This window comes from Arthrobacter sp. efr-133-TYG-118 (genome assembly GCF_030209755.1).
In the GTDB taxonomy this organism is placed as follows: domain Bacteria; phylum Actinomycetota; class Actinomycetes; order Actinomycetales; family Micrococcaceae; genus Arthrobacter.
Genome location: NZ_JARVRH010000004.1, coordinates 305834 through 327407 on the forward strand (window position 1 = coordinate 305834; position 21574 = coordinate 327407).

A 21574-nucleotide genomic window follows, 5' to 3' on the forward strand; every position below is an offset into this window, starting at 1 on the left:
CTTTCCTCGTTTGCCAAGGAGAACGGTGCCCCGACGCTGGCGGCCCGCATCCCGCCGTCGTATGCTGCATGCAGTCCTAGGCTTTCGATCCCCTACCGCGGAGTACGCACATGCAGATCCCCAAACCGTCCGACGCCGACAAAGACCGATTCCGCGCGGTGGTGCCAGAGAACCCTGATGTCGTCGTCAAGCCGATGTTCGGGAACCTGGGCGCGTTCGTGAACGGCAATATGTTCGCCGGACTGTTCGGCCCGATGATCGGCGTCAAGCTTTCCGACACCGATCGCGAGGCACTGGAGGCCGGTCACGAAACGCTTCCGTTCGGCCCTGAAGGTCGCGCCATGGGTGGCTACGTCGGGCTGCCCGAAGCTTTGAGCGACAAGGACGAACAAACAGCGGAATGGGTCGAGAAGGCTTTCGAGTACGTCGCAACCCTCCCGCCGAAAGCCGCAAAGCCCCGTTCCCCCAAGAAGTAGCTGCCACAGTGGTGATGCCACCAGCAAGGACAAAAACTCAGAATCGGGAAGTATGGTCTTCGATCAGTCCGCTCGCCGCGATCTCACGGAAGGTATAGATCCCGCGAACCGCTGCGTCCGTGTCCCGGAATGGTGAGGAGACGGCAAGCTCTTTCCCGAACTCGTCAACCAGCCGCACCCTGCAGCTGCCTCCGTTGTCAGTGAACACTTCAAAGTGTCCCGCCATCAGAGAAGTTCTCCCCGACGGCGACCGGGAGCAAGCGTGGGCAGCGCGGGATGCCCGGTAGCCGGGCTGCCGTTGAGCGGCTGATGATGTCCTGGTTCGCGTCGCCGCTCCAGCTCGCTCGTCACGAGATCCAGCAACGCCTGGGCCGGTTCGGAGAGCCTGCGGGTTGCGGCCGGGTGGGCTATTTCGTCGCAATGAAGAAGCACGAGACGGATGCGCTCCAATTCCCGCGAGGGCACGAATGGCCATCGCCGAAACAGTTGTTGAACCGCGCTCGGCCTGGGCAGGTAGCCCCGTAAGGCTTCACTGGAGGTGTCCGCCGTCCAGGCTGCACCGCGCCGTGCAGCGCGAACATCGAGGTGGACGGCCCTTTGACCATGAAGATGGGGGTGACTGGGTTGAATAGGTGCCATGACTGACCTCCTCGTACGAAAATCGAGAAAGCCAGCTGCTTGACCTATACCAGCATATCTAATGTGACTTAGGTCATGTCAATCGATTTGACTTTATTTCGGACCGCAACTGGATCGCTAAACGCCGGGGTCCGGGCTCGTGTCCAAAGCTCCCAGGAGGGCGTAGTGTCGAAGTAGGAGATTTCAGGATGGTCGTTCGGGTCCAGGGATTGAATATAAGGGCCGTGCAGCGCGCGAACGGGCATGGCTACCGGCCTGGGTTAGGGATCCCGGGCGCCCCTTGGAATCGAGGCCGCATGGCCAGTAATAACGCAGTTCCCACTACAGAGCAATTGCAGGACCTCCTGATTGAAAGTCCCGGTTTCACCGAATTTCTCCTGGGCTTGGCCACCATCTCAGCGTCCTTGTTGGACGGTCGGGAACCTCTCTTGTGCGCCATCACTGTCGAGCGGGATGGCGGCCCCTCAACGGTGGCCAGTAGTACGGCTGCGGCGCAGCGCTTGGACGAAAAGCAATACACGTTCGACGACGGCCCTTGCCTTACGGCGTTGCGTCACCAACATCGCGTGCTGATTGATGATCTGCAGGCCGATGGCCGTTGGGCACAGTACGCCCACCAGGTGGAAGGTGAAGGTATTCGCTCGGTGCTGGCAGTGCCAATCCAAACAGACTCGTCGTCACGCGCAGCCCTCAATTGCTACGCCCATACCACCGGAATCTTCAACGAGGCCACCGTTTCCCGCGTGCTAGAGCATGCCCAAACAATCTCGAAGACACTGAGGTTGGCGCTGCGGCTTCATGTCCAGGAGCCGTACCCTGAACACCTGCGATCCGCCTTGCAATCGCGAGCCGTGGTGGACGCGGCGTTGTCCTTGATCATGCTCCAGAATCGTTGTGGACGGGACCGCGCCATGGAATTGCTCCAGCTCGCAGCGCGGGATAGCAGCCGGCGGCTTCACGACATCGCCACCGACATTTTGAACGCGTCAGTCCCCCGGGATTGGACTTCCTCCAGTGCGGTCCATGACTAATTCGGAGCCGAGGCCAACCCACACTGGGTTGGCCGGATTGCTTGCCGACCCGAACCAGGACCTTGGCATCACCCTGCAGGGTCTTGTCTTGGAGACCGCCGACGTCGACGAATTCCTTGCTGCTTTAGCCAACCTGGCAGCGGCCGCTCTCACAACCGCCTCCAACGCCGTCTCATGCGGTCTCACCGTGATCACGAAGAAAAAGGGCATCACCACAGCCAGTAGCGATGAGCGGGTGCGCGCGCTCGATGAACTGCAAATTGAATTCGGCGACGGGCCTTGCCTTACGGCGCTTCGGCACAGTTCACTGATTCTTGTGGTCGATACCCGCGGCGAAAGCCGTTGGAGTGACTACATGGAGGCCGTCTGGCGGAACGGCATTGGATCTGTCCTGGCAGTGCCGCTCGATGTGGCTGGTGATGCTGAGGGCGTCATGAACCTCTACTCGACCACGCCGCACGGGTTTACCGGACCGGACATTACAGCAGCGGAAGAATTCGCCTACAGCGCGGCGAAGTCCCTTAGTTTGGCTTTGATGATCTCCCAGTTGCGTAACGCCAAGGACGATCTCACCGCAGCCATGCAGTCCCGCTCGACGATCGATACCGCCGTCGGGATTGTCATGGCGCAGAACCGATGCGGACGCGACACTGCCTTCAAGGTTTTGACCCGGGCCTCGAACAGTCGAAACGTCAAACTCCGGGATATAGCCGCTCATGTCATTGCCTCTGTGTCGGGCGAGACGGATCCGGAAGCTTACTTCGACGAATAGTTAAAGAGTCGGGAATGGTGCGGACTAAGCTAGGAACAGCGCACCAACTGCCGTGCTGGATTCTCTTTCACAGGAACGCTGCGGCTCGATGCACTCGACCTAGATGAATGAGGACCATGGCGCGGAAACTACCGCTGGATGAACTGTCGACCGTGATTGCGCGAATCCACGGCCTGCTGCTCACGGAAGAGAAAGTGGACCGCGCCGTGCGGTTGCTGGCCCGCGCCATCAAGGATTCGGTGTCCGGAGCCACCGGCGCGGGGGTCTCTCTTCTGGATTCGAGGGGCAGCCTGACCAGCAGCGCCTCCACGGACGACGTAGTCACCCGCGCGGATGCCCTCCAGTACGACTTCGGCCAAGGGCCCTGCCTGACATCCTGGGCAACGGAAGAAACGGTGGTCGTCCAGGACGTCGCAGCGGATCCGCGTTGGCCGGACTGGACTGACGCAGTGAAGGACATGTCCGTCCGTTCGGTGGTCAGCGCTCCCTTGCTTGCCGAGCAACAATGCATTGGCGCGTTGAAGATCTACTCGGACGTCGCCGGGGGTTTCGGCGAGGACACGGCCCGAGTGTTGGAACTGTTTGCCGCCCCCGCTGCTACGTTGCTTGCGAATATCCAGGCCAGCGAAGCACCCCACCGCATCAGTGGAGCCTTGGCTGAGTCCCTCCATAGTCGCGACCTGGTCAACCGGGCCTGCGGCGTACTGATGCAGCGCCATTCCTTGACCGTTGATATGGCCCTTGCCGAACTGATGCGCCGGGCCCGGCGCCAGAACAGCACACTGGGCCAGATCAGTGCCGATCTCGTCGCCGGGATTCCGGCGGCCCTGGACTAAGGCCGGCCCGTGGGCTTCGATCCCCATGAACCACAACAGCAGCGCATGCTGGCCGCTGCCATGAAGTCAGCACAAATCAACGTCGGCGAACTCTGGCTCAAGTACTTCAGCCTAGGCGGCGAAGTTGGCGAATACGAGGTGGAAGCCTATCTCCAAGGCCTCCTCTCCCTGCCCGTCTTACAACGTGACCTCCTGGCCATGGCCGCCAACGAACTCATCAACAAATTCCCGCAAGGTCACGCCCCCTACTCCGATGAGCTCGGCCCGGATGGCGACTCCCAGAGGAAGGAACCCGGATCCGGGACGCAGCAGCGGCCGGAGTCTGAGGCGTAGGCGGCGGTTTGCGTCGCGTAGGTTGAGGTGTACGACGGCGGGCGGCACCTGTGCGGTGACGTTCACTTCCTGCGTGGTTCAGTCGCGGAGCACGACGGCCGGGTACGTGACCGGGGAGCGCAGGATTCGAGTGCAATACGGCTAGGTGTGCTTCATGGTCGGAGCCCTCGCTGACGCTCGCAATAATACTCTTGGGTATGGCCATGATTTTCATCAGCCCTGTTCGCGAGTTGCTTGGCTCACTGTGGATCGGATACCCGGCAATAGTATTTGCATTTAGCTTTCTTGGCGCGTCGGCAATTCACCGTCACGATCAGGAAAATCCGGTCAAAGCCGCTACCTTTGGGGCTGCCGTTAGCGCAACTCCGGAATCATTAGCTGCTTTCTCGTAACTAGAGATGGTTGAGTGGCTTTTTCATGCCCTCGTACGGCGCGGAATTCGGTGGCGAAGCGCGCACTCTAGCGTTGGAGACCAGCTGTTCGGGAGCCCAGTCACGCTGAAGCACGCGGCCCCGGTGACCGGCAGCTACACGGAGGTTTCAGTGGGCAGTTGAAAGGGACGACGGCGGGCTCCGCCACACGGTGAGGCCTGCGCCGATGAACACGGAGATGCCCGCCTTCGAACACTGAGATTGGCCTTTTTCACACTGATTTTTGGCCAAATGACACTGAGATTCGGTACATCGCACACGGAGAGGCCCTCGCGCGGGCTTATTTTGCTGTTGATGAAATCTCTAACTCTCTCCGCGGCCGCAATGCTCCTGATCGTTGCCATCATTTCATTCGTCAACAATCAGGCCGCTTGGATGCTATCTCCGGCGGCGGCGGGGGCGAGTCTTGCGACGCGGTTTGACTACAGGAAGCAAGCAAAATGACCGCCGAGAACGAGAGTGTGATCCATTGCGAAGCCCATGGTTCGGCAACGACCCCTTTGTCGCACGCTCCGGCCGAAGTGACAACCTCGAATGCGTCATCACTTATCACCGATGATTATCCCCAGTCCTTGTCGGAAGAGGTGGTGCCAAGGCTCGACATCAATTTCCAGTGAGACCAATTACTGTAGCTTCTAAAGAAAGACAGCGAACGTGAAAGAAGTAAATGGTTCTATCATTCGAAGAAACCAGTGCAGCACGAGTCGAGGAAGGCTTACTTTTGTTGCTTTGGTTATGGGACTTCTGCTTATCGGAATCACTCCGATGGCCGTCGCGGCTCCACTGGGCGATACAGCGGAAGGGCTAGGTAGCTCGAACAATCTCACTTCCACGGACGAAGCCAGACTCCGGGCATCTTTCAATGAATTCGACGTAGGCTCAGCTCAGCAGGACAAGTTGATCAAGAAGTTACGGGCCGGGCAGCCTCTCGACGCGTTTACAGGTGTCGCACCTGTCCTTATCGAGGATCGGTCAACTCGCACCAAAGCGATGATTATCGAGCGGTTTGCTGATGGTTCGTTCAAGGCACAGAGCGTGGAAAGGCCCTTGGAAGCGGCCTCCGCAGCTGTCACGCTAAGCGCCGTAATCACGAACTGCAACTACGCGGGCGGTAGCGGCTATGCCGTTTACAGCGGGTGCAGCATTGCGGCTAACTGGAGCGGAATAATCAACGTTGCGTTTGTTGCCACGTATCAACATGTCAACGGCGGGCCCAGCAGCATCCTCTCCGTCGGAAATTCCACTCAGAATTGCGCGGGCGTGAGTTGCTCGTCCCCAACAGTGTGGATTGGCCGAGGAACTTCCATCGGAACCACACCAGCATGGGCCCAAGCGCAATCCAGGGTCCAGGCAGCATGGGGATCATGGGAAGTATGGGTACAGCTTCAGGTGCGCCCATACACAGCAACAGTGTCACAATCATAGTCATGGCCCTATCCATGATGCTGAACTCAACTGACCCGGTTAACCCAGAGGTCAACTCCTGGGCTACCCCTGTTTTTGGCATCGTCTATGTGGTGTTGGTTGTCGTCGCGCTTGCAGCGCTTACCGCCGCAAAGGGGATTCCCACTCCAGTCAAAGTGGCGATTGGAGTCGCGATCTTCGTATTGCCTTTTATAGGCTCAGTTGCCTGGATTATCTACTCACAAGTGCGGCACAGAGGGCTCGGAAGGACGTACAAAGGATCGTAGATGCCTTGTTTGAGCGGTAGGTGCAAGTAAGACCTTGGACCTACCGCTCGTCTTTCCTCGATCGTCAAGCGGTGCGTTCATAGCGTTCAAGTGCAACCGAAGTGATTTCGCGGAATTGGGGCAAGACATGGTGATATCGGAGGCCCGGCTGGCAAGACGTCCAGAGTCTTGATCTGGGGAATTGTCAGCGCTTCAGTCATCGTGTTGGTCGTGTCAGCCCTGGTCTCGGGCATCCTATTGCCCGGGCTCCTCATGGTCGCCAGCATCGCTGCCTTGACCTGGCTGATTCTTCGGATGACCGTCTCCATCGCCATAGCTGAGGAGAAAATCGTCCTGCGCTGCGCGCCGTTCTATTCAATCGAAGTGTCGATCTCGGACGTTTTGGCCGTAACGACGGCCGAGAATACATCCCTGTCTGACGGATATGGTTTCCGGCTCATGGGCAAGGGCACCCGAGGACTGTTGGCGGGAGGGCCTGCGGTCGCTTTGGAAACGAAGACCCGCCGGTGGATCGTCTCAACCGCCCATCCCGAAGAGGTTGTATCAACAATCCAGGATCAAATTGCAGGTAACCCGTGGCATAAGGAGCCGTGAAATGATCACCGCAGAACAAGCCCGACATGTGATGCTTCATGGTTGGAGCGGCTTGCTGACTCTCGCAATAGCACTCTTGGGCGTGGCCATGATTTTCATCAGCCCTCTTCGCGAGTTGCTTGGCCCGCTGTGGACCGGATATCCAGCAATAGCGTTTGGGTACATCTTTCTTGGGGTCCCGGCGATTCACCGCCACCGCTTAAGAAAAGCCGGTCAGGGCCGCGCTCTTTAGGGGTTGTGGGTAGCGCAACTCCAGAGTCGATTGCTGGCTACGCGCTTAGGCATGGTGAGTCCGCACGGCCTTCGGGCGGGGTTCTCTTCCAGAAGTTTCGTGGCCTGTTTGTCCGGCCAGCCGGGCCGGAATCCAAGCGACAGCCGCGGGCCTCGTGATGTTCTTCGTCTTCAGCCTCAACGAGGGATTCCCTTATTTCCGCCTTGGAACAAACACGCGGAGCAGCACTCGTTCCCTGAATATCCTCCACCAAGTCCCCGAGGCTTATCTCCACTCCCTGTGAGAAGAGTTGGTGCCGGGGCTCGAGGGCAAATACAAGCGAGATCAACAACGGTCCAAGTGACCGATCAGTTCGCCAGGACGCTCAGCGGATTGGCGCCCCGGAGCTGCCCGCGTTCGATCAACCAGATGATGGATTCCAGCACAGCTTGTTCGGGCTCGTACCGGGGAGCGTAGCCCAACAGGGACTTGGCCTTCTCGATCGTGAAGCAATGGCTGCGGTAGAGGTGGCCCCAGCTCGACTCGGCGTACTCCGGTGTGGTCGATGCGCGGAAGTGTTCCCACGTGACCGTCTCCAACGTTGCGGACTGGCCGAACCAGCCGGCGGCGATGTCGGCGTATCCGCGAACGGTGAGCGCAGTGGGGGCGACGATGTTGAAGTCCTCGCCGGCCGCCGCGTCGCGATTCTGGATGGCTTTCTCGAACGCCTGCGCGACGTCGTCCGCGTGCACGTGGTGCATCAGTTCGGCGCCGCTTCCGGGGATTTGCAGCGGCTCGCCGGCAGAGAGTGTGTACCAGACGGCGGGGTCGAGGTTCCCGAGCGGACCGATCGGGTGCCAACCGGGCCCGACGATATGGCCAGGGTGCACGGACGTGGTGACCAGACCGCCGTCGTCGGTCTCTTCTTTCAGCATCCGCGCGATCCGGTTCTTCTGGATGCCGTACTCGCCGAACGGGGCTGCCGCCGATCCGGAACCCTCGGCGATCGGCAGCTTGAGGCTCTGGCCGTACCGCCACACCGAGCCGCAGTGCAGCAGATGCCCGGCCTCCCCACGGAGCCGGTTGACGAGCAAGCTCGCCGATTCGAACGTGAAACAGACCAGATCGACGACGACGTCGGCCTGCAGTGCCGCGACCCTGTCACCGAACGTGCCGTCCCGGTCTTCCTGCTGCCGGTCGGCGACGACCTGACGCACCTGCTGCCACTCGGGCGCCTCGCCATAGCTTTTGTGGGTGCCACGGCTGATGTTGATGACTTCATGACCGGCGCGCACCAGCCGGGGGACGAGGAAGGATCCGATGTGACCGCTGCCGCCGATAACGATGACCTTCATTGCTCTCCAGTGCTTCGTGATGATTTAGCTGTGAGTGTTTGGTTCTGGGCGACTGTTTGGTTCTGGTCTGCATGAACGGACGACGGCGGCGCGAGCCTTCGTCCGGCGAGCTGGTCGTTGGTGGCGGCCCAGCTGGCGAGGAGTGCAAACTTCTCCGCGGATTCGCTCCCCTCCTCGACGCTATAGATCCCGATCCATAACCCCTTCTCCCCCGGCATCTCAAACACGTCGTAGGTAACGTCGACGACACCCACCACCGGGTGCTTGAACAGCTTCCGGCCGGTGCGGTGTTCGTGCACGTCACGCTCAGCCCAGTTCGAACGGAACTCCGGGCTGCGGGTAGAGAGCTCCCCGATCAAGGCGGTCAGCTCGGCATTCAGCGGATCGCGTCCTGCTTCCATGCGGAGCATTGCTGCTGTCATCTGCCTGGCCAGCGGCCAGTCCACGTAATAGTCCTTCGCCCGGGGGTCCAGGAAGATAAACCTCGCGAGGTTGGGACTGTCGGATTCGAACTGCGGCGAGTACAGCGCCCGCCCCATGAGGTTCGAGGCGACGAGGTCATGTTGGCGGTTCCACACCACGGCCGGAACACTCATGCTGTCCAAAATCCGTTGCACCGATTCGCGCACTACCGGCTTCTTCTGCCCGGTCCTGGCGGCGGCGGGCGCCGTGGCGGTGCGGGCGAGTCCGAAAAGGTACTCCCGTTCGAGCTCGTTGAGCTGCAGGGCATTGGCGAGGGCGTTCAGTACATGCTCTGACACCCCGCGGAGGTTCCCCCGCTCAAGGCGGGTGTAATAGTCGAGGCTAACCCCTGCAAGCATGGCCACTTCTGAACGTCGGAGGCCGGGTACGCGGCGCTGCCCGCCGAAGTCCTGCAGATCGGTCTGGGACGGGGTGATGTTGGCACGGCGGGACATCAGAAACGCCCGCACTTCATCTTTCGAACTCATACCTTCCACGGTAGGGCTTGGACTGGCAACAGTGGGAGGCCCTGCCGGGGCCCCTTTTGGGCCCGGGTGAGGGGTTCTAAGGGGGCCTCTCAGTGTGCGCTTCGACTCCGATACCGTGAATTCGCCCCCCTCCCCCATCCCCAGCACGCCTCAGGCGTTGCCTTCTGTGTTCCCCAAGAAAGTGGTGCCTCAAAGCATGTCAACAGATCTCAAAGCGGCCAGGTTGAAAAGCGCCGTGCGTTCACGCGGCGGACTGCCGCCGGTGGTGTTCGTTCTCACCGCCGGAACATTCCTGATGCAGACAACCGAGTTCTTCATCGCGGGTTTGCTGCCCGAACTCGCCAGCGACCTCCGGGTCAGTGTTCCGCACGCGGGCCTCCTCATCACCATCTTCGCCGTCGGGATGATCATCGGATCGCCGGCGATGATCATCCTGACCCTGCGCCTCCAGCGTCGGCTCACCCTGATGCTCTCGCTCCTGCTGTTCGCGGTCGGTCATGTCCTGGTCGCCGTCAGCCCGAGCTTCGAAGTCATCTTCGCGGCCCGTTTTGTCACAGCCTGTGCCACCGGCGCCTTCTGGTCCGTCGCCGTCGTGGTGGCGACCCGAGCGGCTGGCCCCGCGGCCGGATCGCGCGCGCTCGGCGTCGTCATGGGTGGAGGAAGCCTGGCGACAGTGGTTGGCGTCCCACTCGGGGCGTTCGCGGGCCAGATCGCCGGCTGGCGGGCTCCTTTCTGGGCCTTGGCCATCCTCGCGGCCGCTGCCGCGGTGTTTATCGTCCGCTTCGTCCCGCACGAAGAGCCCACCGGGGCGACTCCGTCCCTGAGGTCGGAGTTCGCGGCGCTCCGGTCCGGACGATTGTGGCTGGCGCTGGCCTCCTGTGCCTTGATCATGGGAGGCGTCCTGGCGACCTACAGCTATATTGCGCCCTTGCTGACGGACCGGGCCGGCGTCCCGGCTGCGATGCTGCCGTGGGTGCTGTGCTGCTTCGGCGTGGGCGCGCTCCTGGGCAACTACACGGGAGGGAGGCTTGGAGACCACCGGCCGTACGCCACCACCATCACAGCTTCCGTCGCGGCCACGGTTTTCCTGCTCGCATTGTGCGTGTTTTCGGAGCAGGCCCTGCCTGTCGTCATCCTGATCACCCTGGCAGGCTTTGCGGGGTTCGTGGTGAATCCCGTGGCGTTCGCGCTGGCGGTCAAGTTCGCCGGGAAGGCCCCGACGCTTGCGTCCGCGCTGACCACAGCTTCATTCAACTTCGGCATTGCCGCCGGCTCGTGGGCGGCGGGCCTGGCCCTCAGCTCCGCGGCAGGAGAAACCGGGCCACCGGCAGTCGGAGCGGCGATCGCAGCCCTGACTATCGTCTCGCTCGGTATGCTGGCGGCGAGGCAGCGCCGAGCATCGCGGGCGAGCGCGAACCCTGGCGAGGAGCCATCCGAGGAATCCCGCGAGTGCGTTGGCTCGTCGCTGTAAACCTGGAACCGTTCAGAATGTGGACGTGTGGACCTCGATGAGGCCGCTCGCTGCAATTTCCCGGAGTTTGTAGATCCCACGGACTACGGCGTCCTGGTCGTGGAAGGGGCCGGACACCGCGAGCTCCGTGCCGAACTCGTCAACCAGCCTGACCCTGCAGCTGCCTCCGTTGTCAGTGAACACTTCAAAGTGTCCGGCCATCAGAACAATCCTCCCCGATGATGTGCGGGAAGACGTTGGGGCAGTCGGCGAACTCCGGACCCCGGGCTATGGCTAAGTGGTGGTTGTTTTCCTGGTTCGCGGCGCCGCTGCAGTTCGACCGTCACGAGATCCAGCAGCGCCTGGGCTGGTTCGGACAGGTGGTGGGTAGCGGCCGGATGGCCTAGTTCATCGCAGTGCAGAAGCACTCGGCGGATGCGTTCCAATTCGCGGGAGGGCACAAGCGGCCATCTCCGAAACAGTTGTTGGACCGCACTTTGCCGGGAGAGGGAACCACCCGGACCATGAAGGTGGGTCGGTGTGGGGCGGATCGGTGCCATGGCTGACTCCTCGGACTACGTCGGGGAAGCCAGCTGCTTGACTGAATCCAGCATATAGAAAGTGAGATGCGTCACGCCAATCAATTCCGCCAGATGACGCCGCTCCGAGAGGCAGGGGGGAGCCGATCGCCGCAGACATCCTGCGCCCGTCTCGCACCGCACTTCGAGGAACGGCCGGATTGTGGGGCACTGACGCCGTGGTTCAGATGTACGACGCCGCCCGGCACCCGAGCGGTGGCGTTCCGTCCCTGCCTGGTTCAGTCGCGGAGCCTCACAATTTTCGTCCGAGGCCACGCCAATCCGCCAATAACAGCTGCGGCACCCGCCGAAACAAGGTCCGTCCACCACGGCCACCTTGAATCCGATGCCGAAGCCAAGGCCATAAAGATCAGCAAAGTCGAAACCCCGGCTATACCGGCGGCCGCGGCCTTTTCATGGTCACGCCGAATCCTGGTCAGGCGACACACCCAAAAGGTCAATACGGCAATGACGCAACCGGAGACGGCACCCACCATCGCGCCGCCGAGCCCGCTGAGTATCGCCACCCCGGGGCCGCCGGGCCCGCTCAACAGAAGAACCACCAACACATAGGCGCATCCGAATCCTGCCCCGAATAATAATCCCCTGGTTACTGATCTGTTCAACGTTCCTCCGTCGCTGGCGAGCGTTCAGAATGCCGCAAACACCCAATGTCTATTGCCTCCACGGTGGCATAGGAGCCGCGAAATGATCACCGCAGAGCCATGTGATGCTTCACGGCTGGAGCGGCTTGCTGACGCTTGCAATCGCACTCTTGGGTGTTGCCATGATTTTTATTAGCCACCTTCGCGAGTTGCTTGGACAGCTGTGGACCGGATAGCCGGTCATCGCGTTTGAGTACATCTTTGTTGGGGTCCCGGCGATTCACCGTCACCGCTCAGGAAAAGCCGGTCAAGGCCGCTCTCCGTGGCGCCATCGACTGGCAAAGAGGCAAACCCGCCGTCGCACTGAGCGCCACCAACAGCCTGCTCTACCGGGCAAGGACCATCACCGCAGGCTGGCCAAGCCAATCCTGCTGGTAAGGATAGTTCGCCAGAGGAGCTGTTCGGCCGCGACAAAGCGGCCCTCGGAGCCGTCGAGGCGTCCAGTTTCGTCGTTCGGTGGGTTACATGCGCCGGATTCGGAACATTTTCACCTTCCTGTTCGTGATCCGTGCTATCAAACCAGGAGTCCTCTCGTTCCCGGCAAGAAGTGAATAGGTTCGTCCAGGCGGGTCAGTAAGTCCTGGACGGGGACTTCAGGCGCTCGACGAACCGACACGGGTTGTGGCGGACGACGGTGACCGCGACATCCACCTCCCTATGCTCGGCCGCCAGGCATCCGGCTTCACGGCGCGCTGGAAGAGGCCGACGACGGAGAGCTCACCTTCACCTACGACCTCCCCGAACGCCTAGCAACAGTCGAGCCCGGGTTCGGCCAGCGCATGAGGCGCGAGATTGACGCCTGCATTGCCGCCGCCGCGATCGAAAGCCGCGAACCCGCGCTCGTCGATGAAATGATCGAGTGGCTGCTACTCCTAAGGTGCCCGTCTTCTGAGCACAATGAGCCAAGTAATGGATCCGGCAATCACCAGGATGCTCCCCAGCCAGAGGGCCGCCTGCAGTGGTGGGGTGGCCTCTGTCAGATTGGCAGCGTCAATCTCAAATGTCCGTACTGTCCACATCACGGACACGACGGAAAAGACTACAAGACCAAACGCACCAATGATGATGGGGGCTGTTCGGTTACTCATTTCGTCCTTACTTCCGTACTACCAATTGCACCGGTACGTGATGAAGTCAACCGGGTTGGTCACAACTCGGCGCCAACCCTCCAGATCCCAAGTATTGTTGGGTGGCGGCTCGAAGAAAATCACGAACTTTCCTAAGGCATGACAAACCCACTGCTGATGGAGGGTAGCCTGATTCACCCGGTTACGGGTCTTGGTCTTCAGCTCGTCCCAGCCTGGGCCAGCGGCGACAGCCTCGTTCACGAAGCCCATCATAGGGGTTACGTGAACCTTGATGTTGTTTCCGTCCCAGCTAAATCTGTCAATCAAGTCGATTCCTAGCCATGGATCCGCCACGATTGGGTACGCGTACGACTGGGACGTGTGGTCTACAACTTGGGTGAGAGTGGGACCATTTAGCTCGTAATGAGTGGCCACGACCTTGCCACTGGAATCCTTTGCCCAAGCAGGGGCAATTACGCCCGAGAAATCGCCCTTGGCATCGAAGATTTCGACGGAACCTCGGCTGTTTAGGGTTGCGGTACCGCCTAGAGGAACCGAAAGGTTGTAGTTGAAACGGGTCGGAGAGGAGTTACTGGAAAGGACGATCACTGCGGCAACGCTCCTTCCTTCCTTAGGCACCAGCACGGTACTCGTTCCGTTCTCATTATCAAAAACGACTGTCCCGTTCGACTGCTTCTTGCCCTCAACGGCCTTTTCATTGAAGGGAAGCCCAAACCTAATCACGGTCCCACTTGAACTCTGGACTGCCACGGGATCACCGGAATTCGTGGGAAGCTCGTTCGATGCGTTCCCGCCGCGGGCCCTGGCCTGCGAGGTGGTCAAATCTGCAGATCTTCGCACGTTGGCCGGCGGAATGAACCCCGGTGCCGAATTTTCGATGGCGCGGATTGCCGGATTTGTCGGTGGAGCGCTCTCGGCCGCCACGCCGGGCGAAATAGTTGACAGAGAAAGTATTGCAGCGACTGAGACCGAAAAAACTAAGGATACTGAACTAATTTTCACGTTTCCTCCAGATTTTGTTGTGCGGCGGGAATGTCCGGTTCGCGCCCCTTCAGGTGCGAGCTTGCTGTAGCAACCACTTCATTCCAGCAATTGGGTGACACAAGGGCCGCCCAGTTCGCCGTAAAAAGGCTATGGCCGGATTTGCCATCTAAGTGGTGAGACAACGAAAAATCCGTGCAAAAACGGCCAATCTACGTGTAATAAAGGCGCCATCTACGTGTCACAAAAGGAGCGTCTACGTGTTCAAGACCGAAACACGTAGACGGCTGCCCATCCCGCTGCAGCTAGCATCGTCACCGCTCGAATGGCGCGTTTCTGTCGCTGCCGATCGAAAGCTACGCCCGCACCCCGCAGGTATCGTCGTTGTTGAATATTCGCGCTGTTGGGGGCTTTTGTGTCCTTCGATTCCGCGCAGAATTCGTTGGTGAAGCCCAACCTGGCGCTGGAGCCCAGCGGTTCGAGCACCTGCTCCGGTTGAAGGCACACGGCCTCCTTTACAAGCCGCTACGCGGAGGGTTGGCGGTTGGACGAAGCGCCGGCGCATCGGCTCCACGGAGAAGGTACCCTGCGACCACTGAGATTGGCTGTTTTCACACGGATTTTTGGTGAAATCACACTGAGATTCGGTACATCGCACACGGAGACGCCCTCGGTGGGGCTTATTTGCTGTTGATGAAAGTTCTAACTCTCACCGCGGCCGCAATGCTCTTGATCGTTGCCATCATTTCATTCGTCGGCGATCGGGCCACTTGGGCGCTATCCCTGGCGGCGTCGGGGGCGAGTCTTCCGACATGGTTTGTCTACAAGAAGCAGGCAAAGTGATCACCGGGAACGAGTGTGTGGTCCGAAGCTTATCCCCACTCCGCGTCGGAAGAGTGGGCGCCAAGACGGTAACTTCTGAAGAAAGCGGTATGCGTGAACCTGTCGGTCGTGGTGCGCCCAACTGATCCGGATAACCCAGTCGGCAGCGACGCCTGGGCTACGCCTGTTTTGGGCGTCGTCTATTTAGTGTTGGTAGTCGTCGCGCTTGCATCACTTAAGGCATCAAAATGGATTCCCGCTCCAACCAAAGTGGCGATTGCCCTCGCGATCATTGTGTCGCCGTTTGCAGGCTCAATTGCCTGAATTATCTACGCCCAAGCGCGGCAGCGGGCACGCGGAAGGCCTGCAAAAGGTCCTAGAGAGCCAGGTCCAGGCAAGACACGGAATTGGGTGAAGCATGGTGATATCAGAGGCCCGGCTGCCAAGTAGTTCCAAAGGCTTGATCTGGGGAATTGTCGGCGCCTGAGTGATGGTCGTGGTCGTGCCTGCTCTGGTCTCGGGCATCGTATTGCCCGGGCTCCTCATGGTCGCCGGCATCGCCGCCTTGACCTGCCTGATTGTTCGGATGACCGTCTCCATCGCAATAGATGAGAAGAAAATCGTCCTGCGCTGCGCGCCGTTCTATTCAACCGAAGTGTCGATCTCCGACGTTTTGGCCATAACGACGGCCCCGGATACATCCCTTTCTGACGGATATGGCTACCGGATCATGGGCAAAAACACCCGAGGCTTGCTGGTTGGAGGGCCTGCGGTCGCTTTGGAGACAAACAACCGCCGATGGATCATCTCAACCGCCCATCCCCAAGAGGTCGTATCAACAATCCAAGATCAAATTGCGGCTAAGTGAACAAGCGCACTTAGCCGCTTGTCACCCGACTCTTGCTACTGGCCGACGGGAAGTGCTTAGGAGTGCGTCAGAAGCCCTAACAGGTGGTCACCACTCGTGATGTCGCGACTTCGAACCGGCTACGCTCGGTCTCCTGTGGGGTGATTCAGACCGGAGCTTTCCGGGCCGCGCACCTAAGTTACGCGGCGGTCAGGGTTCCGTGCCGAATGTTCACTGCGAGAAAACCAGGGGAAGTCATGCGGCGGAACGTGTTTGCGCGCTTAGTCTCTATCGCTACAGTTGCCGCCCTCGGTTTCGTGCCCCTGTTCTCTCTGCCAGCCAGCGCCGCCGGCGGTTTGGCGACAGACAAAGTAGTCAGCACGCACCAGTCGTCCCCTTCTACGACCGTCGTTTCACCAACCTTTACCACCAACCAATCAGGGGAGCTACTTCTTGCATTCGTCACCGCGGATGGCCCCGCAGCCACCGGGTCCCAGCAGTTCACCTCGGTCACCGGTGGCGGGCTCACCTGGCGCCTGCGTAAGCGGACCAACGTTCAATACGGCACGGCTGAAGTCTGGCAGGCCGCGGCGAGCGGCATCCTCACCAACGCGGCTGTGACGGCCACGCACACCGGTTCGTACCAGGCTTCGATAACAGTCGCCACTTTCACTGGCGCGGACACCACCGCCGACGGAGCGGTCGCGGGGGCCAGCGGAGCAACCGGGGCTCCCGCCGTCACACTCACGACAACCCGCACCGGCTCCTGGGTCTGGGGTGTCGGCAATGACTGGAGCACGGCCGCGACCCACACCGTCGGGACCGGCCAAACCAAGGTCGATGAGTTTCTTGCCAGCAGCGGTGATACATTCTGGACACAACGCCAGTCCACCCCCGGCACATCCACAGCGCCACAGTCCGTAACGATCAACGACACCGCTCCCACCACGGACATGTGGAATCTGTCGACAATCGAGATCCTGCCCGCGGGAACGTCGGACACGACTCCTCCCACCGTCAGTCTCACTGGTCCGGCCGATGGTTCCACGGTCACCGGCACGATAGCCGTCACTGCGAACGCAAGCGACAATCAGGGCGTTGTCGGTGTCCAGTTCAAGCTCGACGGCGCCAATCTATCGGCAGAGGCCACGGCGGCGCCCTACTCGGTTCAGTGGGATACCACCGCCGTCGGCAACGGCAGCCACACACTCTCGGCCGTCGCCCGGGACGCTGCCGGCAACACCGCGACTGCCAGTCCAGTGAGTGTTACTGTGAGCAACTCCGGCGGCGACCCCGCCGTCGTCGGTTCGTGGGGACCAGTCCTGGCCTGGCCCGAGGTTTCCATCCATGCGGCCCTGACCAATACGGGCAAGGTCCTGACGTACCAAGGTGACTTCACGCAGGGAGGCCAGCAGTATCTCCTGGACCCGGTTACGGGCAGCTATATCCAGGTGCCGAACGCTGCCGTAGATCTGTTCTGCTCCGGGCAGGCGGTGCTTCCCGACGGGCGGATCCTGGTTGTCGGCGGAACAGCTACCAGCGGCGGACTGGGTATTCGAAATGTCGACGCTTTCAACCCGGGCACCGAGGCTTGGCAGGTGCTCGCGCCGATGCACTACCCCCGGTGGTACCCCACCGGCACCACCCTGGGCGATGGTCGGGTACTGGTGACTTCCGGGGCGAACACCAGTTCCACCGACCTCATCCAGGTTCCCGAGATCTATGACTCCCAGCAGAATGCGTGGAGCGACCTGGCCACGGCTTCCAAAAACATCCCGTATTACCCCTTCATGTACCAGCTCCCCGACGGGCGGGTGCTTCAGGCCGGTGCTTCTGAGCAGGCGACGTCCACGCTCGCTCTCAACGTGGCAACACAACAGTGGAGCACCATTGACAGCCGCGTGATTGATGGAGCGTCCATCACCAACTACGCCCCCGGCAAATTCATGAAGGCCGGGTCTTCCTCGGATGGTGGATTCTCAGGCTTGTCCTCAAACACTGCATTCACCCTTGACATGAACCTTCCGAACCCGATGTGGGAGCCGACGGCGTCAATGCAGTATCCCCGCAGCTTCGTAAACCTGACCAACCTGCCCGATGGTACGGTCCTGGCCACGGGAGGCGGCACCGACAGGTCCGGCCACGACGACACCAACGCCGTCAAACCAGCCGAAATCTGGAATCCTGCGACGGGCACGTGGACAACGGTGGCAGCGTTGACAGCACCACGCCTCTACCACTCCACGGCACTGCTTCTGCCCGACGGCAGGGTCTTCGTCTCGGGCGGCGGTGGTGACACGGGCGTGACGGACCAAAAGAGCTATCAGATCTACTCACCCGCATACCTCTTCAAGGGTGCCCGTCCGACGATGGGTTCAGTTCCGGCCACCGTCCAATACAACGCCAGTACCTTTGTCCAGACCCCCAACGCAACAGATATACGGTCTGTCTCCCTTATCCGCACCGGTTCGGTGACCCACTCCTTCGATCAAAACACCCGCGCGTTATCGCTGTCCTTCTCCCAAACTTCCGGCGGACTGAACGTTCAAATGCCGTCAAACGGCAACTACGCCCCGCCGGGCTATTACATGCTTTCCATCATCGACGGCAACGGTGTCCCTTCGATGGCATCCATGGTCCGCTTCCCCGCTCCGTTCGAGGACACAGTCGCCCCCACCGCCCCTTCCAACCTGTCGGCGGTCGGCGGTGTCGGTCAGGTGGACTTGGGCTGGACCGCATCGACAGACAACGTCGGCGTCGCCAAATATGACATCTACCGCTCGGCAACGCCGGGTTTCACGCCTGGGCCAGCCAACCAAATCACGCAGGTAAGCGGATCAACCACCACCTACCATGACGCGGGCGTAGCTGTTGGTACCTACTATTACCAAGTGAAAGCGGAAGACGCAGCCTCGAACCTGAGTCCATCCTCGAATGAATCCCAAGCCGTGGTGTCAGCCGATACGACCGCGCCGACCGCCCCCACAAACCTCACAGCCGTCGCCGGTTCAGGCCAAATCTCCTTGGCCTGGAACGCCAGCACCGACAACGTCGGCGTCGCCCGCTACAACATTTCCCGTAACGGGGCACCCATTGGCACCGCCACAAGCACCTCGTTCGTCGACGGAACGGTCATCGCAGGCACCACCTACAGCTACACCGTCACCGCGCAGGATGCGGCCGGCAATGTCAGTCCTCCCTCGAACACCGCCACGGCTACAGCGTCCGGCGCGCGGACCATCACCATCGACAAGCTCGTAACCGCTCATCAGGGCACCAACGCCGCCACAGTCAGCGCTTCCGGTTTCACAACCACCGGAAGCAACCAGCTAATACTTGCCCTTATCAGCTCTGACGGTCCCAGCAGCGGAGGGACCGCATCCATTCGATCGGTCAGCGGCGCCGGCCTGTCCTGGACGCTCCGCCAGCGGACCAATGCCCAGGCCGGCACAGCCGAAATATGGCAGGCAGTGGCACCTGCCCCGCTCACCAATGCCACCATTACGGCAACTCAGAACTCGGGCTCGTGGCAGTCAGCCATGACTGTGGTGGCGTTCAACAATGCCGACACCGCCCAGGGCGCCACAGCCGGAGGCAGCGCCGCCACCGGAGCGCCGAGCGCCAGCCTCACCACCACCCGTGCTGGCTCTTGGGTCTGGGGCGTTGGAACTGACTGGAACGCTCCGCTGGCCCGAACCGTCGGGCCGGCCCAGACCCTGGTTGACCAATACTTCCCCCCAGCCGGCGATACCTATTGGCTGCAGCGCCAAACCGGACCAACAGCCACCAGCGGCACCGTGGTCACCATCAACGACACCTCCCCCACCACTGATCGCTGGGACCTGGCTCTCATCGAAATCCTGGCCGCCCCATAGATTCTCGAGCTTTGCCCAATGACGGCTTGAGTATTTCCGTTCGAGAAACCTCGTCTTGGTGGGTAAACAGGGAGTTGACTGGCGTTTTCAAGAATCTCCCCTAGAATGTCCGACCCCGATCCTAACGTGAGCACAGCAAGCTGCCGAGAGTAAGAGCAGGGGTAATTTCAACGCTTTCGCACTCGCGGCCCTGCATTGTCTCCGAATCGCTCAACCCGAAGGACCGATCATGACCGAACCACTCGCACCGTACGCCCAGCCGGCACCTGCTGCCCCCGCGCCCTCGAAGGGTAGCGGCTTCGGCACCGCCGCCCTCGTTCTGGGTATTCTCGCCATCGTCTTCTCGATCATCCCGATCGCTGGCTTCATTGCCTTCCTCCTTGGCCCTCTTGCCATCATCTTCGGTGTCATTGGGTTGACCCGTAAGTTCTCCAAGAAGGGAACCTCTGCTGCCGGACTTATCTTGGGCGTTCTCTCAGTGATCGTCGCCATCATCGTCACCGCCATCATCGCTGCCGCTGCACAGAGCGTCACTGACTCGGTGAACAAGGAGCACAAGATTGAGTACGTCGTCACAGTTAGCGGCAAAGCTCATGTCTCCTACTGGACCGATGGAGGCACCTCCAACGAAGACATAACGGCCAACTGGAAAAAGGACGTCACCGCAAAGGGGTTCAACCTGAGCTCTTTGATCGTCACGGGTGATTACACGAGCCCGACCAACGTCACCTGCGAAATCCTGGTCGACGGCCAAAGCGTTTCGAAGAACAGCGGCTCGGGAACCACTGCCATGGCAAGCTGCACCGGCAGCAGCAAGTAGCGGCTATTTGATCGCAGGCTCCGGTGCACTAGCCCCAACGGCTAGGGCACCGGAGCCCGCATAGCGCACTGACTCAAGAATCATGAATGGGGATGAAAGATAATGAACACACCATCTGAACCCGCGCCTGGTCCGGACCTACGCGAACCATCCGCAGCACCGGAAATGCCAACGCGGGCGCCGCAGGTAAGCACCCCCGCGGAGGGCACGACGCCGGCCGGCCACCAAAGTGCCTTCTTTCCCAGAATGTTCAAACAGGTCCCCCGATGGGCTCGGGTGGTGGTGCCCATCGCGCTTATCGCCGGGCTCATCGGCGGGACAGCACTCGGTTTCGCGACGCGGCCAGCCGTCAGTTCGACGAAAGAATACGCGGCACTGAACGACGAGCTCACCGCCAAAATCACCAGCGGAGATGCAACCATCAGCAAGCTGCGCGCCGCGGCGTCGGACAAGGACGCCCAGATCAGCACGTTGCAATCAGCAGCCGCCAGCGTGAAGACCCTGCAGCAACAGTTGGCCGACAAGGAGAAAACCTTGGCCAGCAAAGAAGCGGACCTGGCCTCCCGTGAACAGAAACTCAGCGATGCGACGAAGCAGGTTGCGGCAAGCCAGATCAAGAGCGGCCTTCACGTTGTTGGTGGGGACGTGCAGCCCGGCACCTACACAACAACGGGTCCCGACGGAACCAACTCGGTCGGCTGCTACTACGCCTGGAAAACAGGCACCGGCAGCGACGCCAGCATTAAAGACAACAACATCGTCAAGGGTACGGCCACGGTAACCCTTGCGAATGGCGAGGTGTTCGAGTCGACCAGCTGCGCCGCTTGGACGAAGATCGGGTAGAAAATTACTACAGCAGGTGGGGAGCTGACCGCGGCTCCCCACCCCTGTTCGGGCTCTCCGATTCAGAGGCTAACTCGGTGTGGCAGTCGCGGGCTACGGAATATATGTCACCCCGAAAGAACGTCCAACGTCGCTACGGCAGTCACCATCGGCTTTCGGTTCCACTCGGTGAGGTGGTGAGAGATCGTCGTGATCACAAATCTTGGGTCCTCACGGCGAGCTTCATCCAGTTGAGCTTCCAAATCCTTACGGACAGACTCCAAGGCCTGAGCTGGACTCTCCGCGG

24 protein-coding genes are annotated in these 21574 nt (G+C 60.6%); 17 read left to right on the forward strand and 7 right to left on the reverse strand.

Annotation, left to right across the window (positions count from 1 at the left end):
- Nucleotides 1–110: 110 nt before the first annotated feature.
- Nucleotides 111–476, forward strand: coding sequence for a TfoX/Sxy family protein (locus QRN59_RS03925; protein ID WP_284981200.1), 366 nt, complete (start codon nt 111–113; stop codon nt 474–476).
- A 37-nt stretch (nt 477–513) separates the two neighbouring features.
- On the opposite strand, the gene QRN59_RS03930 is transcribed toward QRN59_RS03925, so the two are convergent.
- Complete coding sequence (locus QRN59_RS03930) at nt 514–702, reverse strand: YegP family protein (RefSeq protein ID WP_236816014.1); 189 nt, start codon at nt 700–702, stop codon at nt 514–516.
- Nucleotides 702–1115: a hypothetical protein gene (locus tag QRN59_RS03935; RefSeq protein WP_284981201.1), complete on the reverse strand. Its 414-nt coding sequence runs from the start codon at nt 1113–1115 to the stop codon at nt 702–704. The genes QRN59_RS03930 and QRN59_RS03935 overlap by 1 nt, the downstream gene beginning before the upstream one ends.
- A 296-nt stretch (nt 1116–1411) precedes the next feature.
- Here QRN59_RS03935 and QRN59_RS03940 point away from each other — a divergent pair, with 296 nt between their 5' ends.
- The 8 genes from QRN59_RS03940 (at nt 1412) to QRN59_RS03975 (ending at nt 7035) form a co-directional block, all read left to right on the forward strand.
- Nucleotides 1412–2146, forward strand: a complete 735-nt coding sequence (locus QRN59_RS03940; RefSeq protein WP_284981202.1) for a GAF and ANTAR domain-containing protein — start codon at nt 1412–1414, stop codon at nt 2144–2146.
- Nucleotides 2139–2918: a GAF and ANTAR domain-containing protein gene (locus tag QRN59_RS03945; RefSeq protein ID WP_284981203.1), complete on the forward strand. Its 780-nt coding sequence runs from the start codon at nt 2139–2141 to the stop codon at nt 2916–2918. Before QRN59_RS03940 ends, QRN59_RS03945 begins: the two co-directional genes overlap by 8 nt.
- Nucleotides 2919–3034: 116 nt before the next feature.
- Entirely contained in the window at nt 3035–3754 is a 720-nt protein-coding gene (locus QRN59_RS03950; RefSeq protein ID WP_284981204.1) for a GAF and ANTAR domain-containing protein, read from the forward strand.
- A 9-nt stretch (nt 3755–3763) separates the two neighbouring features.
- Nucleotides 3764–4087, forward strand: coding sequence for a hypothetical protein (locus QRN59_RS03955; protein WP_284981205.1), 324 nt, complete (start codon nt 3764–3766; stop codon nt 4085–4087).
- A 197-nt stretch (nt 4088–4284) separates the two neighbouring features.
- On the forward strand, nt 4285–4479 hold the full coding sequence (locus QRN59_RS03960; RefSeq protein ID WP_284981206.1) for a hypothetical protein: 195 nt from the start codon (nt 4285–4287) through the stop codon (nt 4477–4479).
- A 479-nt stretch (nt 4480–4958) separates the two neighbouring features.
- Nucleotides 4959–5135 carry a hypothetical protein gene (locus tag QRN59_RS03965; protein WP_284981207.1) on the forward strand — a complete coding sequence of 59 codons (177 nt, stop codon included), beginning with the start codon at nt 4959–4961 and terminating at the stop codon, nt 5133–5135.
- A gap of 1347 nt (nt 5136–6482) precedes the next feature.
- Nucleotides 6483–6803 (forward strand): hypothetical protein, encoded by a 321-nt coding sequence (locus QRN59_RS03970; protein WP_284981208.1) that lies wholly within the window; start codon nt 6483–6485, stop codon nt 6801–6803.
- Between the two features lies 1 nt (nt 6804).
- Nucleotides 6805–7035, forward strand: coding sequence for a hypothetical protein (locus tag QRN59_RS03975; protein WP_284981209.1), 231 nt, complete (start codon nt 6805–6807; stop codon nt 7033–7035).
- A 347-nt stretch (nt 7036–7382) separates the two neighbouring features.
- On the opposite strand, the gene QRN59_RS03980 is transcribed toward QRN59_RS03975, so the two are convergent.
- Together QRN59_RS03980 and QRN59_RS03985 are read right to left on the reverse strand one after the other, a co-directional pair.
- Nucleotides 7383–8369, reverse strand: coding sequence for an NAD-dependent epimerase/dehydratase family protein (locus tag QRN59_RS03980; protein WP_284981210.1), 987 nt, complete (start codon nt 8367–8369; stop codon nt 7383–7385).
- Complete coding sequence (locus tag QRN59_RS03985; protein ID WP_284981211.1) at nt 8366–9319, reverse strand: helix-turn-helix transcriptional regulator; 954 nt, start codon at nt 9317–9319, stop codon at nt 8366–8368. The genes QRN59_RS03980 and QRN59_RS03985 overlap by 4 nt, the downstream gene beginning before the upstream one ends.
- Nucleotides 9320–9515: 196 nt before the next feature.
- On the opposite strand from QRN59_RS03985, the gene QRN59_RS03990 reads away from it, so the two are divergent.
- Nucleotides 9516–10790, forward strand: a complete 1275-nt coding sequence (locus QRN59_RS03990; RefSeq protein ID WP_284981212.1) for an MFS transporter — start codon at nt 9516–9518, stop codon at nt 10788–10790.
- 12 nt (nt 10791–10802) lie between these two features.
- On the opposite strand, the gene QRN59_RS03995 is transcribed toward QRN59_RS03990, so the two are convergent.
- Nucleotides 10803–10991, reverse strand: a complete 189-nt coding sequence (locus QRN59_RS03995; protein WP_284981213.1) for a YegP family protein — start codon at nt 10989–10991, stop codon at nt 10803–10805.
- Nucleotides 10992–12213: 1222 nt separating this feature from the next.
- Between QRN59_RS03995 and QRN59_RS04000 the strand changes: the two genes are divergently transcribed.
- Nucleotides 12214–12390: a hypothetical protein gene (locus QRN59_RS04000; RefSeq protein WP_284981214.1), complete on the forward strand. Its 177-nt coding sequence runs from the start codon at nt 12214–12216 to the stop codon at nt 12388–12390.
- A gap of 494 nt (nt 12391–12884) precedes the next feature.
- On the opposite strand, the gene QRN59_RS04005 is transcribed toward QRN59_RS04000, so the two are convergent.
- The gene (locus tag QRN59_RS04005; protein ID WP_284981215.1) at nt 12885–13100 is read right to left on the reverse strand and encodes a hypothetical protein; all 216 of its coding nucleotides are present in this window, start codon (nt 13098–13100) and stop codon (nt 12885–12887) included.
- An 18-nt stretch (nt 13101–13118) separates the two neighbouring features.
- The gene (locus QRN59_RS04010; RefSeq protein ID WP_284981216.1) at nt 13119–14102 is read right to left on the reverse strand and encodes a DUF2599 domain-containing protein; all 984 of its coding nucleotides are present in this window, start codon (nt 14100–14102) and stop codon (nt 13119–13121) included.
- A gap of 672 nt (nt 14103–14774) precedes the next feature.
- Here QRN59_RS04010 and QRN59_RS04015 point away from each other — a divergent pair.
- The 6 genes from QRN59_RS04015 to QRN59_RS04040 all read left to right on the forward strand — a co-directional run bounded on the left by QRN59_RS04015 (nt 14775) and on the right by QRN59_RS04040 (nt 21288).
- The gene (locus QRN59_RS04015) at nt 14775–14924 is read left to right on the forward strand and encodes a hypothetical protein (RefSeq protein ID WP_284981217.1); all 150 of its coding nucleotides are present in this window, start codon (nt 14775–14777) and stop codon (nt 14922–14924) included.
- A 93-nt stretch (nt 14925–15017) separates the two neighbouring features.
- A complete protein-coding gene (locus QRN59_RS04020) occupies nt 15018–15227 on the forward strand; it encodes a hypothetical protein (RefSeq protein WP_284981218.1) in 210 nt (69 codons plus the stop codon).
- A 178-nt stretch (nt 15228–15405) separates the two neighbouring features.
- Nucleotides 15406–15771: a hypothetical protein gene (locus tag QRN59_RS04025; protein WP_284981219.1), complete on the forward strand. Its 366-nt coding sequence runs from the start codon at nt 15406–15408 to the stop codon at nt 15769–15771.
- A gap of 236 nt (nt 15772–16007) precedes the next feature.
- On the forward strand, nt 16008–19625 hold the full coding sequence (locus QRN59_RS04030) for a galactose oxidase-like domain-containing protein (RefSeq protein WP_284981220.1): 3618 nt from the start codon (nt 16008–16010) through the stop codon (nt 19623–19625).
- Nucleotides 19626–19854: 229 nt separating this feature from the next.
- Nucleotides 19855–20445, forward strand: a complete 591-nt coding sequence (locus QRN59_RS04035) for a hypothetical protein (protein ID WP_284981221.1) — start codon at nt 19855–19857, stop codon at nt 20443–20445.
- Between the two features lie 246 nt (nt 20446–20691).
- A complete protein-coding gene (locus tag QRN59_RS04040) occupies nt 20692–21288 on the forward strand; it encodes an Rv1352/Rv1906c domain-containing protein (protein WP_284981222.1) in 597 nt (198 codons plus the stop codon).
- Nucleotides 21289–21574: the final 286 nt, after the last annotated feature.

What these genes read in the sequence shown, in the direction of transcription:
- QRN59_RS03925 (WP_284981200.1), top strand. Translation starts at nt 111, where the DNA reads ATGCAGATCCCCAAACCGTCCGACGCCGACAAAGACCGATTCCGCGCG.
- QRN59_RS03930 (WP_236816014.1), bottom strand. Translation starts at nt 702, where the DNA reads ATGGCGGGACACTTTGAAGTGTTCACTGACAACGGAGGCAGCTGCAGG.
- QRN59_RS03935 (WP_284981201.1), bottom strand. Translation starts at nt 1,115, where the DNA reads ATGGCACCTATTCAACCCAGTCACCCCCATCTTCATGGTCAAAGGGCC.
- QRN59_RS03940 (WP_284981202.1), top strand. Translation starts at nt 1,412, where the DNA reads ATGGCCAGTAATAACGCAGTTCCCACTACAGAGCAATTGCAGGACCTC.
- QRN59_RS03945 (WP_284981203.1), top strand. Translation starts at nt 2,139, where the DNA reads ATGACTAATTCGGAGCCGAGGCCAACCCACACTGGGTTGGCCGGATTG.
- QRN59_RS03950 (WP_284981204.1), top strand. Translation starts at nt 3,035, where the DNA reads ATGGCGCGGAAACTACCGCTGGATGAACTGTCGACCGTGATTGCGCGA.
- QRN59_RS03960 (WP_284981206.1), top strand. Translation starts at nt 4,285, where the DNA reads ATGGCCATGATTTTCATCAGCCCTGTTCGCGAGTTGCTTGGCTCACTG.
- QRN59_RS03965 (WP_284981207.1), top strand. Translation starts at nt 4,959, where the DNA reads ATGACCGCCGAGAACGAGAGTGTGATCCATTGCGAAGCCCATGGTTCG.
- QRN59_RS03975 (WP_284981209.1), top strand. Translation starts at nt 6,805, where the DNA reads ATGATCACCGCAGAACAAGCCCGACATGTGATGCTTCATGGTTGGAGC.
- QRN59_RS03980 (WP_284981210.1), bottom strand. Translation starts at nt 8,369, where the DNA reads ATGAAGGTCATCGTTATCGGCGGCAGCGGTCACATCGGATCCTTCCTC.
- QRN59_RS03985 (WP_284981211.1), bottom strand. Translation starts at nt 9,319, where the DNA reads ATGAGTTCGAAAGATGAAGTGCGGGCGTTTCTGATGTCCCGCCGTGCC.
- QRN59_RS03990 (WP_284981212.1), top strand. Translation starts at nt 9,516, where the DNA reads ATGTCAACAGATCTCAAAGCGGCCAGGTTGAAAAGCGCCGTGCGTTCA.
- QRN59_RS03995 (WP_284981213.1), bottom strand. Translation starts at nt 10,991, where the DNA reads ATGGCCGGACACTTTGAAGTGTTCACTGACAACGGAGGCAGCTGCAGG.
- QRN59_RS04005 (WP_284981215.1), bottom strand. Translation starts at nt 13,100, where the DNA reads ATGAGTAACCGAACAGCCCCCATCATCATTGGTGCGTTTGGTCTTGTA.
- QRN59_RS04015 (WP_284981217.1), top strand. Translation starts at nt 14,775, where the DNA reads ATGAAAGTTCTAACTCTCACCGCGGCCGCAATGCTCTTGATCGTTGCC.
- QRN59_RS04030 (WP_284981220.1), top strand. Translation starts at nt 16,008, where the DNA reads ATGCGGCGGAACGTGTTTGCGCGCTTAGTCTCTATCGCTACAGTTGCC.
- QRN59_RS04035 (WP_284981221.1), top strand. Translation starts at nt 19,855, where the DNA reads ATGACCGAACCACTCGCACCGTACGCCCAGCCGGCACCTGCTGCCCCC.
- QRN59_RS04040 (WP_284981222.1), top strand. Translation starts at nt 20,692, where the DNA reads ATGTTCAAACAGGTCCCCCGATGGGCTCGGGTGGTGGTGCCCATCGCG.